We start from the raw sequence: 14834 nt of genomic DNA, 5'->3' as shown, positions 1-14834 counted from the left end.
CGGCCGGAGAGTTCAGGCTACCAACATCATCGGGGCCCGACCTGGTCAACAGTCCGGAAAGGACACAATCCGATACCAACTCACGAAGTGGCCGCCATGAATGGTTAGTGTCGCGCCAACGGTGACCAGTCGTCACCGCGTTTGTCCGTACCCACAGGACAACCGCGTTTGTCCGTACCCATAGGACGAGGTGAGCACGTTGCGTGCAGCAAGGATGCAGGCCGGAAGGCTCCGGACGGTCATCACCGCCGGTGTTGTCGCGGCTCTGACGATCGGGGCCGCCGGCTGCGCGGAGAGCGACCGCGACAGCGGTGGTGACAAGGGTGCCGCCGCCGGCACCTTCATCTTCGCGGGTGCCGGTGACCCCAAGAACTTCGACCCGATCTTCAACGACGACGGGGAGTCGTTCCGGCCGATCCGCCAGATGTACGACACCCTGGTCACCCACAAGCCCGGCACCGCCGAGCTCGTCGGTGGACTGGCCGAGAGCTGGGAGAACGACCCCACCGGCAAGATCTGGACGTTCAAGCTGCGCCAGGGTGTCAAGTTCCACGACGGCACCCCGCTGGACGCCGCGGCGGTCTGCGCGAACTTCGACCGCTGGTACAACATGAAGGGCGAGGCCGCCCAGTCGCAGATGATCTACTACACCGACGTCTTCGGTGGGTTCGCCGGCAGCCCGGATGCCGTCTACGACAACTGCAAGGCGCAGGACGCCGGCACCGCGGTCGTGACGATGACGAAGTACAAGGGCGCTTTCCCGGGCGCGTTCACGCTCACCGCCTTCTCGATCGCGAGCCCGGCGGCGATGAAGCAGTACGCCGCCGACACGGTGACGCAGAACGGCGACTCGTTCTCCTACAGCGCCTTCGCCAACGAGCACCCGACCGGCACCGGCGCGTTCACCTACGGTGGCTGGAACAAGGCGACCGGCGAGATCACGCTGAACAAGAACCCCGACTACTGGGGTGACAAGGCCAAGGTCGACAAGATGATCATCAAGGTCATCAAGGACGAGAACACCCGCAAGCAGGAGCTGCGCGCCGGTACGGTCCAGGCGATCGACTTCCCCGCCCCGGCCGACCGCAAGGCGCTGGCGGACGAGGGTTACCAGGTGCTCAACCGGCCCGCGTTCAACATCCTCTACCTGGGCATCAACCAGAAGAACCCGAAGCTCAGGGACCTGCGGGTCCGTCAGGCCATCGCGTACGCGCTGAACCGCGCCCAGCTGGTGCAGACCAAGGGCCCCGGCGGCGCAGTCGTGGCCGACCAGTTCATGCCGAACACAGTTTCCGGGTACGCCCCGGACGTGCAGAAGTACGACTACAACGTCGAGAAGGCCAAGCAGCTGCTGGCCGACGCGGGCGCGACCGGTCTGACGCTGAACTTCTACTACCCGACCGAGGTGTCCCGGCCGTACATGCCGAACCCGCAGGAGATCTTCACCGTGCTGGCGAACGACCTGCAGGCCGTCGGCATCAAGGTCAACGGTGTCCCGCGGCCGTGGAACGGCGGTTTCAAGGACGACGTGCAGCAGTTCGGCAAGCAGGACCTGCACATCCTGGGCTGGACCGGCGACTACAACGACCCGGGCAACTTCGTCGGCACGTTCTTCGGCCGGGCCAAGGTCGAGTTCGGTGACGCGGCGATGTCCGACATGTTCACCGCCATCGGCAAGGCCGACGCGACCGTCGACCAGGCGGCCAAGAAGGCGGCGTTCGAGCAGGTCAACCGGGATCTGGCCGCCAAGTGGCTGCCGGCCGTGCCGCTCTGGCACGCCCCGCCGGCCATCGTCGCCACCAAGAACGTCCAGGGCCTGGTGCCGAGCCCGCTGACGGCCGAGGACTTCAACACCGTCTCGGTCACCAAGTAGGTCTCCCAGCACCTCCGCACCGCCGCGGCCCGGACCGACCTCAGGTCCGGGCCGCTCGGCGCGACCACCCGAAGGATTCCTCATGGTGAGAGTCATCCTGCGCCGCCTGGTCCAGCTGGTCGTCACGTTGATCGCGCTGATGACCCTGGTCTTCTTCTGGCTGCGCAGCCTGCCCGGCGGGCCCGTCGACGCGTTGCTGGGCGAACGCGCGACCCCGCAGACCCGCGAGCTGCTGACCCGGGCCCTCGGTTACGACCAGCCGATCTGGGTGCAGTACGGCCGCTTCCTCAAGAACGTCGTCACCGGCAACTTCGGCAACTCCATCCGTACCGGTGAGCCTGTCATGGACGTGATCAGCCGGTCGTTCCCGGCGACGATCGAGCTGGCCGTCGCGGCGATCATCATCGCGATCGGGCTGGGCATCCCCCTGGGCTACGTCGCGGCCCGGTACCGCGGGCGGTTGCTCGACAACGCGACCATCATCGTCACCCTGATCGGCATCTCGATCCCGATCTTCTTCCTGGGTTATCTGCTCAAGGACTGGCTGACCCAGGACATCCACTTCTTCCCGCCGTCCGGCCGGATCACCACCGGGCTGGGCAACACCGACGTGACCGGCTTCTTCGTGCTGGACGGACTGCTCACCCGGGAGTTCGACGCCTCGGCCGACGCCCTCTGGCATCTGGTGCTGCCCGCCTTCACTCTGGCCACGATCCCGCTGGCGATCATCATCCGGATCACCCGGGCCAGCGTGCTCGACGTGCTGGACGAGGACTACATCCGCACCGCGGACGCCAAGGGCCTGCGCAACGCCACCATCCGCAAGCGGCACGTGCTGCGCAACGCACTGCTGCCGGTGGTCACCACCATCGGGCTGCAGACCGGTGCGCTGCTGGCCGGCGCGGTGCTGACCGAGAAGGTCTACAACTGGGGCGGCCTGGGCACGCTGATCACCGACTCGATCAGCGGCGGCCGGGACTATCCGGTGCTGCAGGCGCTGATCCTGCTCGCCGCCGTCGTCTTCATCGTGGTCAACCTGCTGGTCGACCTCTCGTACGCGATCATCGACCCGAGGGTGCGTGTCCAGTGACCGGAGGGATCTCGACACTCGCCGACCACAAGCGTCGCCGCATCGAGGAGCTGACCGCCCGTACGTCGGAAGCCGGCGGGGTCAGCCTGATCCGCGACGCCGGCCGCCGGCTGCTGCGCAACCCCACGGCGATCGTCGGCGGGGCCATCATCCTGCTGTTCCTGGTCATCGCGATCTTCGCGCCGCTGGTGGCGCCGCACGACCCGGTGCAGCGGTTCCCGGAGCTGACCCGGGACCTGACCGTCGACTCGATCCCGGGCGCCACCGCGGGACATCCGCTCGGCAGTGACCCGCTGGGCCGCGACTTCGCGTCCCGGATGATCTACGGCGCGCGGCAGACGCTCTTCGTCGGCGTGCTCGCCACGCTCATCGGCCTGCTGCTCGGTGTGCTGCTGGGTGCGATCGCCGGCGCCGTCGGCGGCTGGGTGGACGTGCTGATCATGCGTGTCACCGACGTGATGCTGGCCCTGCCCAGCCTGCTGCTGGCGATCACCCTGGTCGCCCTGGCCAGCCGGTCCACGCAGTGGACGGTGATCATCGCGGTCGCGGTCGTCAATGTGCCCATCTTCGCCCGGCTGCTCCGAGGATCGATGCTGGCCCAGCGCGAGAGCGACCATGTGCTCGCGGCCCGCGCACTGGGCGTGAAGAGGCGGGACATCGTGCTGCGGCACATGCTGCCGAACTCGCTCACCGCGGTCATCGTGCAGGCCACCCTGACCTTCGCGGTGGCGATCCTGGACGCGGCCGCACTGTCGTTCCTGGGTCTCGGGGACCCGGACATCAACCGGGCCGAGTGGGGCCTGATGCTCGGTGTGGACGGCGTCCGTTACTTCGAGGTCCGCCCGGAGCTGGCCTACTTCCCGGCCCTGGCGATCATCGCCGTGGCCCTCGGCTTCACCCTGCTCGGCGAGAGCATGCGCGAGGCCCTCGACCCGAAGAACCGGCGGTGACTGTCATGCCATTGCTCGACGTTCGTGACCTGTCGGTCGTCTTCCAGCGCAAGGGCACCCGGCCCGTCACCGCGGTGGACGGCGTCAGCTTCACCGTGGAACCCGGCCAGACGGTCGGGCTGGTCGGCGAGTCCGGGTGCGGCAAGTCGGTGACCAGCCTGGCGATCATGGGCCTGCTCCCCCGCCGTGGCAACACCGTCACCGGCGAGGTCCGCTTCGAGGACACCGACCTGCTCAAGCTGCGTCCGCAGGACCTGCGCGACCGGCGCGGGCGGGACATCGGCATGATCTTCCAGGACCCGCTGTCCTCGCTGAACCCGGTGATCCCGCTGGGCGTCCAGGTGGCCGAGGTGCTCGAACGCCACCAGGGCCGGACCCGGCAGGCGGCGCTGCGGGAAGCCCGGGGACTGCTCGACGCGGTGGGCATCCCCGACCCGGCGCGGCGGCTCAAGGAGTTTCCGCACCAGCTCTCCGGTGGCATGCGGCAGCGGGCCCTGATCGCCATCGCCCTGGCCTGCAAGCCGCGCCTGCTGATCGCCGACGAGCCGACCACGGCGCTGGACGTGACCATCCAGGCGCAGATCCTCACGCTGCTCAAGGAACTGGTCGACGACTCCGGCACGGCCCTGGTCATGATCACTCACGACCTGGGGGTGGTGGCCGGGCTCTGCGACACGGTCAACGTCCTCTACGCCGGCAAGGTGGTCGAGCGGGCCGAACGCCACGACCTGTTCGCCGAGCCCCGGCACCCGTACACCCACGGGCTGCTGCAGTCCGTGCCCCGTCTCGACGCCGACCGGGGTGGGCGGCTGCACCAGATCCGTGGCTCGGTCAGCGACAACATCCCCTGGCCGGAGGGCTGCGCCTTCGCACCCCGCTGCGACCGGGTGATCGACGACTGCATCGGTGACACGGTCCCCCTCGAACCCACCTACCGCGGCGGCGCGCTGCGGTGCACCAACCCCGTACCGCAGGAGGTGCCGGCGTGAGCGACGCACTTCTCGAGATCGACGATCTCAAGGTCCACTTCCCGATCAAGAGCGGACTGCTCTTCGACCGTACGGTCGGCCACGTGTACGCCGTCGACGGTGTGTCGCTGAAGGTCCGCCGGGGCGAGACGTACGGCCTGGTCGGCGAGTCCGGGTGCGGCAAGACCACGCTGGGCCGCGGCCTGCTGCGCCTGGTCGAGCCGACCAGCGGCACGATCACCTTCGACGGTACGGACGTCCGCGCGCTCCAGGGCGAGAAGATGCGGCTGTTCCGCCGGCGTATCCAGATGGTCTTCCAGGACCCGATGTCGAGCCTCGACCCGCGGCAGTCGGTGGAGTCCCTGCTCGTCGAGGGTCTCAAGGCACACGGCCTGCACAAGGACAAGGCCGACGTGCAGCGACGACTGAGGTCCACTCTGGACTCGGTCGGTCTGCCCGCGTCGGCGCTGAACAATTACCCGCACGAGTTCTCCGGCGGGCAGCGCCAGCGCATCGGCATCGCCCGCGCCCTGGTCCTCGGTCCCGAGCTGATCGTCGCCGACGAACCGGTGTCCGCGCTCGACGTGTCGATCCAGGCTCAGGTGATCAACCTGCTCGGCGACCTGCAGGACTCGCTCGGGCTGACCTACCTGGTGATCGCGCACGACCTGGCGGTCGTCCGGCACATCTCCGACACGATCGGCGTGATGTACCTCGGATCACTGGTCGAGGAGGCGGACGGCGACCAGCTCTACGAACGGCCGCTGCACCCGTACACGAAGGCTCTGCTCTCGGCCGTGCCCATCCCCGACCCGCAGGTGGAGGACCGGCGCGAGCGGATCCTGCTGGCCGGCGACCTGCCGTCTCCGGCGGCACCGCCGAGCGGGTGCCGCTTCCGCACCCGCTGCCCCTGGTCGCAGCAGCGCTGCGCCGAGGAACGACCGGAGCTGCGCGTCTTCGACGACACCGGGCAGCGGGTGGCCTGCCATTTCGCCGAGGAGATCCTTCGCGGTGAGCTCGAGATGCACGATGTACGCGCCGAGCTCGTCCGGCCGGACTCCGACACCGCACCCGCTGTCGGCGCCGAGCTCATCCAGACCCGGACCGACCTGCCGGCGCCGTAACGGCTGCGGGAGAAGATCCGCGATGACCCGCCGCTGCCGGTGGGTCATCGCGGACACGCGCATCAGCCGGCGACGGCGGTGCCGTAGCCCTCCATCGCCAGGTAGGGGTTGAGGTGCGGGTGCCGGCTGCCCACCGCCACGTCCCGCCAGAAACGCTGCAGCGGCTGAGCCGTCCGGAAGCCGCTCGAACCGTGCAGGTCCAGCATCCGCTCGACCGCGGCGCGACAGTCACGACCGGCCTCACTCATGGTCAAGTGCAGCCGGGAGGCGTCCAGAGGGGTCAGTTCCGCGCCGCCGTCCAGCTCCGCGGCCACGGACAGCATCGTGCGCTCGGCCCGCTGCGCCAGCGTGGTCGCCTCGGCCAGCCAGTGCCGCGCACCAGGCGACTCAGCCATGCGGGAGTAGGCCGTCATGAACGGTTTGCGGTCCGAGGCGAACATCGCCGTGATCACGTCGAGCGCGCCGAACGTCGCCCCCACCACTGGGCCCAGGACAGTGAGCCCGAAGAACTGCAGGGTGCCGGGGTCGGGCGGGAGCTGCAGCGGCCGGATGAGCTCCGCGGGAACCAGCACGTCGTCGGCGACAACCGTGTGACTACCGGTGCCGCGCATGCCGGCCATCTGCCAGGTGCGGTCGATGGTCAGGTCGGCCAGCGGGATCTGTGCGTACGAGAAAGTCCCGTCGACCATCACCGCCAGGCCGGCCCAGGCCGCGTCCTCGCAGCCGGAGACGTTGGGCCAGCGGCCGGTGACCCGGACGCCGTCCGGGCCGGCCACACCACGGCCGCCCGGCACACCCGATCCGCAGATCAGGACGTCCGGGTCGGCGAAGAACTCCCGCCGCGCCGGCTCGCTGAAGTTTGCGCCCCGGGCGACCAGGAGCTTGCCGGTCAGGCAGGTACCCGCGATCCAGGCCGTGGAAGGGCAGGCCCGGCCCATAGCGGCGAGCGTGCGCACGGCGACCGTGGCGCTCGCGGCGGCGCCCCCGTACTCCGCAGGTGTCCCGAGGGCAAAGGCCCCCGCAGCCCGCGCGGCCTGCAGACTCTCCGCGGTGGGCCGCTCCTGCGCTTCGGTCTTCTCCGCGTTCGCGGCCAAAATGTCGATCATGAGTCAACCGAAGCACCGGACCCGGCCCGCAGCCATGTTCGTCCGGACCGGAAAAATACGCTTCCGGTTAGCATGTGACGAATGGACATGATCACGGCGACGATCAGCAGTGCGCGGATCGGCCGCGCCAACGGTCGCCGGGTCGCCGAAGCCAACGCCTACGGTGTGCGCTTCCCGAAGTTCCCCGTGCTCGGGTTCCACGTCATGCTGTCCGGCGAGGGCTGGCTCATCACGCAGTCAGCACCCCCGGTCGCGATCCGGCCGGGCGATGTCGTCTTCACGGCCTCCGGTGCCGAGTTCGGTCTCGCGCGGTCACCGCGCGCCCTCGCGGAGCTGCCACCGATCGTGCTGGCCGACGTGCCGCCACCGCCGGCACCCGTCGAGTTCGAATTCCTCTGCGGCGGCTATCCGCTGGAGTTCGGCAAGGTCCCCGGCTTCCTCCGGCACCTCCCGGAAGTCGTCACGTTCACCCCTGACTACGAGCGCCACCCGCAGCTGCAGGCCCTCGTGGAGATGCTGCACTCCGATTACACCGAGCCGGGACCGGGCACCGGCGCCGGCCGGTCGGCCCTGATCGACCTCATGCTCGTGCACATCCTGCGTCACCTGCAGGAGCACGGCCGCCTCGCCGGCTGGCCCCCGAACACCGACCCCGGCATAGCCGACGCGCTGCACGAGATCCACACCCGTCCGGAACACAAATGGACCGTGCAGGAGCTCAGCGAGGTGGCCGGGATGTCGCGCACGGCGTTCAACCGTCGCTTCACCGCCTCGGTGGGCACGTCACCGATGGCGTACCTGATCAATTGGCGCCTCGACATGGGTGCGGGATTGCTGCGCCGCTCCGACGTACCGCTGGCCGGGATCGCCCGGAAGGTCGGCTATTCGACGGAGTTCGCGTTCGCGGCCGCCTTCCGCCGCCGGTACAACGTCTCACCGGGACGTTTCCGCGCTGCGTGACCCTGTCCTCGGCTAGTGCTCGGCCTGGTGCTCGGCCTGGTGCTCGGCCTGGTGCTCGGCCTGGTCGAGGAACTGCTTCAGCAGGGCTGCTGTGGACGGTGCCGCGACGTTCAGGATCTGACCGAAGATCTGTTTCAGCTGGCCCACCTGCTCGGGGCTCAGGGTGTCGAGGAAAACCCGGCGGACCTCGCGGACGTGCCCGGGGGCCGCCGAGACCAGGTGAGCCAGACCGGCATCCGTCAGGACCGCCTCGATGCCGCGCGTCTTACCTTTGCGGTAGACCCAGCCCTGCTTCTCCAGACGCCCGACGGCGTGCGAGAGCCGGGACAAGGAACCACCCGTCAGGAAGGCCAGGGTGGTCATCTGCGCGGTCCGGTCGGGTGCGCGTTCCAGAGTCACCAGGATCGAATACTCGAAGAAGTTGATGCCGGCGTCCCGCTTGAGCTGTGCGTCGATCGCTGCCGGGAGCGCCATCATCACGCCGACCGTGTAGACCCAGGCAGCGGTCTCCTGGGAGCTCAGCCACGGTACCTGCTCGTCCTGCACGTCCTGGACCTCTTCGGCGCTCTGGTGACCAATACCGCCAGTATGGCACCCGCCGATCTTGAGACCGGGGCTGTCTTCCCGGGCGCCGGCCCGGCCCTGTCTTCCTGGACGCCGTCCCGGCCGCGTCTTCTTGAACGCCGGCCCGACCCTGTCTTCCTGGACGCAGGCCCAGCCGCATCTTTCTTGAACGCCGGCCCTGTCTTCCTGGACGCCGGCCCAGCCGCGTCTTTCGGGGGCCGGCCCGGCAGGCGGTTCGCCCGCCGGGCGGTGGGCCGGCCGGTCAGACGGCGAGTTTGCGGCCGGCCTGAGCGGCAGCCTCGTGCGCGGTCCGCTGCAGGTTCTCGGCGGTCTCGAGCAGCTCGGCCATCGCCGGCGTGACCGCGGCCAGGGTCAGCTCCTGCTCGACCACGGTCAGGTCCGCACCCCACACGTCCGCGATCACGTGGCGGAGGAAACCGGTGTTGTGGTCCCAGCCCTCCCGCGGGGTGCCCGGGCCGTAACCGCCGCCGCGCGAGGTGACCAGGATGGTCGGCTTGCCGTCGAGCAGGCGCTCGCTGTGCACACCACCGGCCATGACCAGGTCGATCCAGATCTTGACGTGCTGCGAGACACCCCAGTTGTACAGCGGCAGAGCGAGGATCGCTCCGTCGGAATCCCGCAGCTCACCAGCCAGCTTCCGAGCCAGCGCGATCGCCTCGCGCTGGCTCTCGGTGCGCTGGTCCTCCGGCGTGAAATTGCCGAATGCCGCCTGGGCCCAGGCATCGGAGGGCAGCGGCTCGGCGCCGAGGTGACGGCGCACGAACGTTGCCTGCGGGCGGGCCGCCAGCCATTCCGCCTCGGCGGTGTCGGCCAGCGCACTGCTGGCGGAACGGTCTCCCTGGATGCTGGCGTCGATTCGAAGGACGGACATGGCTAGCTCCCGAGGTCGCAGCTTGAACATTCAAGGTAACTGTGACACCGCGAGCTTGAATGTTCAAGGTAAGTGACCACGGTCACCAGGAAGCCGCCCGCCCGGGTCGGAATCGGACCCGGGCAGACCTGCTACCCCCTTACTTCGCGGCGGCGAGAACGAGGCCGGTGACGGCCTTCGGGTTGCTCACCATCGCGGCGTGCGAGCTGCTGATCTCGATCGTGTGGGCCTTGGCGCGCCTGGCCATGAACCGCTCGGCCTCCGGCGGAATCGCCTTGTCGTCCTTCGCCACCAGGTACCAGGAGGGCACGGACTTCCACGCCGGCGGCCCGGACGGGTAGAGCAGCGAGCTGACCGCCGCCGGCCGCTGGGCAGCGGCCATCAGCGCCGCCTCCGAGGCGGGCACGTCCGCGGCGAAGATCTGGCGGAACGACGACTGCTTGATGTATGCATCCGCGTCGACACCGCCACCGGCCTCCGGAGGCAACGGTCCCGCCCCTGGGAAGGTTCGGTACTCGACGTTCTCCAGCAGGTCGGAGTGGCCACCGCCGAGGCTGTTGGCCTGGAACACGGCCTCACCCTCGTCCAGCGCGTACGCGGCGATGTAGACCAGCGACTTCACATTGGGGTTCCCCGTGGCCGCGTTGGTGATGACCGCGCCGCCGTACGAGTGACCGACCAGGACGATCGGACCCGGGATCTGGCTGATCACGGATTTTACGTACGCGGAGTCACCGGCGAGACCGCGCAGCGGGTTGGCCGGTGCCATCACCGGGTAGCCGAGCTTCTGCAGCGCCTTGATGCTGGCGCCGAAACCGGACGCGTCCGCGAACGCGCCGTGGACGAACACGATGGTCGGCTTGGTCCGATGGGCCTCGGCCTGGGTGGCAACGGTGAGCGAGACGCCCACCGCGAGGGTCAGGGCCGCCAGGCCGGCGAACAGTTTGCGTCTCACGCGAACCTCCGGATGAAGGAAAGGGCGGTGTCGCAGACCTCGCGCCAGCCGCTGTCGATGGTCAGGGAGTGGCCACGGTTGTCCAGCGACGCGATCTCGGTGGTGCCGGCGTTGTCCGACTGCAGCTTGTAGGCAGCCCGGTTGATCGCCGGCGGCGACGTGTTGTCCCCGATGCCCTCGATGATCAGCAGCGGCCCGCGGTCCGGGTTCCGGTAGTCGGCCTTGGCCTCGGTCCACGGGTTGAGGTTGGCCGCGGCCGCCTGGAAGAGCGGCTCGCCGGACGCGGGCACCGCGAACTCCTTGTAGAGCTGCTGCGCCTCGTCCTCGGTGACCGCACTGGCAAACGCGAACCGGAACTGGTCGTAGGTCAGCGGGATGGCCCGGTGCCGGTTCAGCGGGTTGCCGAGAACCGGTGACGAGGCCTTCAGGGCGGAGAAGGGCAGCGGGAGAACACCGCGGAACGGCGCCGAGTCGATCGCCACCGACGCGGCGGACTGCCCGCGACCAGCAATGATCATGGTGAGCAGGCCGCCGAACGAGTGACCGAGGACGGCCGGCTTGCGGTCCAGCCGGGAGATGACCTCGGAGTAGTGGTCGGCGACGTCGCCGACGCTCTTGCCGGCGAACACCTCCGGGTGGGCGTTGGCTTCCTCGACAGTCTCCGGGTCGTCCGGCCAGCCGGGGGAGACGGGGGCGTAGCCGGCCTCGGCGAACACGGCGGCCCACCGGTCCCAGCTCGACGGCAGCAGCCACAGGCCGTGGATGAACACGACGGGCCGCTTCCCGGACGCGTTGGCCGCGGCCACCTGTTGATCGACGGATGCGGTGAGATGGTCGGTCATCGGACTCCTTGCGACAGTGCGGTGCCGAGCAGCTCGGCAACCGCGACAGGGCGGGACAGGGGGAGGGAATGGGACGCGTCGACCTCGGTGCTGATCGACCCGGCCGCCAGCGACCGCTGGGTCGGCACGTCCAGGACACGGTCGGCGGAGGCGATCAGGTACCAGGACGGCACCGACGCGACCTCCACCGGCCGTTCCTCGAAAGCGGAGGCGCGGACAGGCCGTTGCAACGCCGCGGCCACGGCCGCGTCCGCAGGATCGAGATCGGCGGCGAGCACCGCGGGATAGTCACGGCGGTCGAGATAAAGCTCCGTCTCCGAGCCGCTCCGGTACGGCCGCAGCGCCGCGAGGAACCGATGAGCGGCGGCGTCGCGCAGGATGTCCACGATGGCTCTGGTGCGGTCGGGCAGGAACGCGGCCAGGTAGACGACACCGACGACGTTGGCGGCTGACACGGCGGCGACCGAGACGACCGCTCCCCCGTACCCGTGCCCCACCAGCAGCACCGGAGCGTCGTACTCGGCCACTGCCGACGCCAGATAGGCGGCGTCGGACGCGAGGCCCCGCAACGGGTTCGGCACCGCGACGATCTCGGTGCGCAGCCCGCGTCCGGCCCGGACGGTGCCGGCCCAGACACCGGTGTCGCTGAACGCGTCGTGCACCAGCAGCACGGTCGGTGTGCTGCCGTTGCGGGTACGTCTGCTGGTCACCCGTTCAAGGTAGGAGTGGTGGGGACGTGCTTGCGTACGTCGGATGACGTAGGTGTCAGAGCGGCCGTTCGGTCAGAAACGCGGCCAGCTCGCCACGGGACTTGACGCCCACCTTGGGATAGATCCGGTAGAGATGGGTGCTGACCGTCCGCGGCGAGAGGAACAGCCGCTCGGCGATCTCCCGGTTGCTCAGCCCTTCGGCGGCGAGCCGGGCGATGTGCCGTTCCTGCGGTGTCAGCTCGTCGATCGCGTCCAGTGGCTTGCGCCGGGTCTCACCGGTGGCCCGCAGCTCGGCACGCGCCCGGTCGGCCCACGGCGTGACTCCGAGCGCGTCGAAACTGGCCGCGGCGGCGCGCAGCACCGGCCGGGACTCGGCGGCCTGCCGCTGCCGGCGCAGCCAGGTGCCGTGGGCCAGCTGCAGCCGGGCCTGCTCCAGCGGCCAGGCGCTCAGGTCGGTCGCCAGCGCCGCCCGATAGCCGTCGGCGTCGTCGGCCAGCACCGCCCGGGCGTAACAGAGACCCGCGATCAGCGACGGGGCCAGGCTCCGCTCGGCGACCGGCTCCAGCTCCGCCACCACGCCACGCAGCTCGTCCTGGGCACCGCTGAGCACGGCCGCCTCGGCCAGGTGCCCGACCATGCCGAACCGCACGTACGGGTGATAGGTGATGTCGCCGGGATCGAACATCCGGTGGAGCTGCCGGTAGGCGTCCTCGGGGCGCCCCGCCGCCAGCGCCTGCACTCCGCGGATCTGCTGGACCAGGCACAGCATCGGGTGCATCTTGGCGGGCAGCAGCACACTCTCGCCCAGGTCGGCCGCCACCAGTGCGGCGTCGCCGTTGCCGCGCAGCGCGTCGGCCAGCCCGACGCACAGGCGGCCCGTGAGCGCCCAGGACGGCTGCCCGGTCTCCTGCGCGAGACTCACCCCTTCCTCCCCGGCCTGAACGGCGGCACGGGTGTCACCGGTGCCCGCGGTCACGAACGACAGGTTGACCAGGAGCATCGCCAGGCTGCCGATGCGGCCCTGTGCCCGCAGGTCGGGCACCGCCGACCGGGCGAAGGCGGTGGAGATCTCGTAGGCGCCCATCGCCGAGGAGCCGACGGCCAGGTCGTGGCGCTCGGCCGTCGTCAGGTCCAGCCGGGTCAGCAGGGCGGCCATCGGGCCGAGGCAGGCCGCTCCCCGGTCGACCGGTGCAATGGTGGCCAGCGCGGCGATGATCCGGGGGTCGCGCGCCGGGGTCTCGATGGCGTCCGCCACCGCCAGGAACCGGTCCCGTGTCTCGTCGTCGATCGCGGAGTAGAAGATCCGCAGCGCGACTGAGGCCAACGAGTCGACTGCTGCCCCCGCATCGCCGTCGCGGCGCATGGTGTCGATCAGATCGGCGTAACCGCGCAGCTGCCGCCCACCGGTCCAGCCCGAGGCGAGGTAGACCTCCCGCAGCCAGGCCAGCCGGGCCCGGTCGCCGGGCCGCAGCTGCCGATCGTCGATCTCGGTGGAGAGCCGGCGCACCCCTTCGGCATCACCCTGGTCGTGGGCCAGATAGGCAGCCAGCATCAACCGCCTCCCCCGTGCTTCGGGATCCTCACTGAGCTGGGCAGCGCGTTCCATCGCGGCGAGCGCCGCCGCCACCGCCTGCTGGTCGCGGACCCGGACGGCCAGCGCGGCCAGTTCGTCGGCCAGCGCCTGGTCCGGTCCGGCCGCAGCGGCCGCCCGATGCCAGAGCTGCCGGTCGGGATCCGCCACGACCGCCGCCAGGGCGTCGTGCACGCGGCGGCGCTGGGCCGCACCCGCCGACTGACGCAGCGCCGAGCGCAGCAGCGGATGCCGGAACCGGATCCGATAGAGATCGTCCACCGTGACCAGCCGCGTCACGACCGCAGGTTGCACGTCGTCGGCCAGGATCACCCGGCCGACGCTGCGGCCGGCCGCGGCGAGCACCTCGTCGAGGTCGTCGCCGTCGTCCAGCGCGGCGACGAGCAGCAGGGTCCGGGTCGGCTCCGGCAACTCGGCGACCAGACCGGCGAAGGTCCGCTCGACCCGGGTGCTCAGCGGCAACCAGGACGGCAGCAGGGCGGCTCCCCCGGAGCGAGCGGCCACAGCACCGAGCTCGACCACCCCCAGCGGATTGCCGGCGGCTTCGTCGAGCACCCGCGTACGCAGGGCCGCGGCGAGCCCGGGTGCCGTCCGGTCGAGCAGAGCGCCCGCGTCGGCGGCGGACAGGGGTTCGAGCCGCAGCTCCGGGAGCCCAGCGCCGGCCAGCCGTTGGTCGACGTCCACACCGTCACGGGCGGTCATGATCACGGCGATCCGGTCCGACTCGATCCGGCGGGCCAGGAAGGTCAGGACATCCCAGCTGGCCCGGTCCAGCCAGTGCGCGTCCTCGACGGCCAGCAGCACCGGCTCCGCGTCCGAGCTGAGCCGTTCCAGCAGCTCGACGGCGGTACGGAAGGGCGACTCGAGATCCAGCGGCAGGGGGCGTACCAGCTGGGAGAGACCGGCGAACGGGATGTGCACCTCGGCCTGCACCCCCGACGCGGACAGCACCCGGATGCCACGCCCTCCGGCCAGCCCGGCCGCCAGCTGCAACAGCGCGGACTTGCCGATCCCGGCCTCACCGCGCACCACGAGCGCCCGGCCCTGCCCGCCGACCGCATCGTCCAGCAGTGCGGTGAGCGTACCGATCTGCGCGTCACGCCCGATGATCGCCGTCATGCGACCACCCTGGTCTATCGGCAGGGTGCTGCGACAGCCTGGTGGACAGCCACGCACGCTCGGAAAACAGTTGTGCGCCGGTGGTCAAGA

Annotated in this window: 13 protein-coding genes; 6 read left to right on the top strand and 7 right to left on the bottom strand. The window is 70.1% G+C overall.

What is annotated here, in order from left to right; translation table 11 throughout:
- Window positions 1–199 precede the first annotated feature (199 nt).
- The 5 genes from AFR_RS14700 (at window position 200) to AFR_RS14680 (ending at window position 6005) form a co-directional block, all read left to right on the top strand.
- A complete protein-coding gene (locus AFR_RS14700; protein ID WP_338012109.1) occupies window positions 200–1873 on the top strand; it encodes an ABC transporter substrate-binding protein in 1674 nt (557 codons plus the stop codon).
- Window positions 1874–1955: 82 nt separating this feature from the next.
- Window positions 1956–2963: an ABC transporter permease gene (locus AFR_RS14695; RefSeq protein ID WP_023361262.1), complete on the top strand. Its 1008-nt coding sequence runs from the start codon at window positions 1956–1958 to the stop codon at window positions 2961–2963.
- Window positions 2960–3913, top strand: a complete 954-nt coding sequence (locus AFR_RS14690; protein WP_023361261.1) for an ABC transporter permease — start codon at window positions 2960–2962, stop codon at window positions 3911–3913. The genes AFR_RS14695 and AFR_RS14690 overlap by 4 nt, the downstream gene beginning before the upstream one ends.
- Window positions 3914–3918: 5 nt before the next feature.
- Entirely contained in the window at window positions 3919–4902 is a 984-nt protein-coding gene (locus tag AFR_RS14685) for an ABC transporter ATP-binding protein (RefSeq protein WP_041840869.1), read from the top strand.
- Window positions 4899–6005, top strand: coding sequence for an ABC transporter ATP-binding protein (locus AFR_RS14680; protein WP_023361259.1), 1107 nt, complete (start codon window positions 4899–4901; stop codon window positions 6003–6005). The genes AFR_RS14685 and AFR_RS14680 overlap by 4 nt, the downstream gene beginning before the upstream one ends.
- Before the next feature lie 62 nt (window positions 6006–6067).
- On the opposite strand, the gene AFR_RS14675 is transcribed toward AFR_RS14680, so the two are convergent.
- Entirely contained in the window at window positions 6068–7111 is a 1044-nt protein-coding gene (locus tag AFR_RS14675; protein WP_023361258.1) for an acyl-CoA dehydrogenase family protein, read from the bottom strand.
- A gap of 81 nt (window positions 7112–7192) precedes the next feature.
- On the opposite strand from AFR_RS14675, the gene AFR_RS14670 reads away from it, so the two are divergent.
- The gene (locus AFR_RS14670) at window positions 7193–8071 is read left to right on the top strand and encodes an AraC family transcriptional regulator (protein ID WP_023361257.1); all 879 of its coding nucleotides are present in this window, start codon (window positions 7193–7195) and stop codon (window positions 8069–8071) included.
- Window positions 8072–8083: 12 nt separating this feature from the next.
- Here the strand turns inward: AFR_RS14670 and AFR_RS14665 are convergent, their stop codons facing one another.
- The 6 genes from AFR_RS14665 to AFR_RS14640 all read right to left on the bottom strand — a co-directional run bounded on the left by AFR_RS14665 (window position 8084) and on the right by AFR_RS14640 (window position 14744).
- A complete protein-coding gene (locus tag AFR_RS14665) occupies window positions 8084–8617 on the bottom strand; it encodes a MarR family winged helix-turn-helix transcriptional regulator (RefSeq protein ID WP_023361256.1) in 534 nt (177 codons plus the stop codon).
- Window positions 8618–8897: 280 nt separating this feature from the next.
- Window positions 8898–9527 (bottom strand): FMN-dependent NADH-azoreductase, encoded by a 630-nt coding sequence (locus AFR_RS14660; protein WP_023361255.1) that lies wholly within the window; start codon window positions 9525–9527, stop codon window positions 8898–8900.
- Window positions 9528–9666: 139 nt separating this feature from the next.
- Window positions 9667–10482, bottom strand: coding sequence for an alpha/beta hydrolase (locus AFR_RS14655; RefSeq protein WP_023361254.1), 816 nt, complete (start codon window positions 10480–10482; stop codon window positions 9667–9669).
- The gene (locus AFR_RS14650) at window positions 10479–11324 is read right to left on the bottom strand and encodes an alpha/beta hydrolase (protein ID WP_023361253.1); all 846 of its coding nucleotides are present in this window, start codon (window positions 11322–11324) and stop codon (window positions 10479–10481) included. Before AFR_RS14650 ends, AFR_RS14655 begins: the two co-directional genes overlap by 4 nt.
- Window positions 11321–12034, bottom strand: a complete 714-nt coding sequence (locus tag AFR_RS14645; protein WP_023361252.1) for an alpha/beta fold hydrolase — start codon at window positions 12032–12034, stop codon at window positions 11321–11323. Before AFR_RS14645 ends, AFR_RS14650 begins: the two co-directional genes overlap by 4 nt.
- A gap of 55 nt (window positions 12035–12089) precedes the next feature.
- Window positions 12090–14744, bottom strand: a complete 2655-nt coding sequence (locus AFR_RS14640; RefSeq protein ID WP_023361251.1) for a helix-turn-helix transcriptional regulator — start codon at window positions 14742–14744, stop codon at window positions 12090–12092.
- Between the last annotated feature and the right edge of the window lie 90 nt (window positions 14745–14834).

Source organism: Amorphoplanes friuliensis DSM 7358 (assembly GCF_000494755.1).
GTDB lineage: Bacteria > Actinomycetota > Actinomycetes > Mycobacteriales > Micromonosporaceae > Actinoplanes > Actinoplanes friuliensis.
This window is presented reverse-complemented; position numbering and strand designations above follow the sequence as displayed.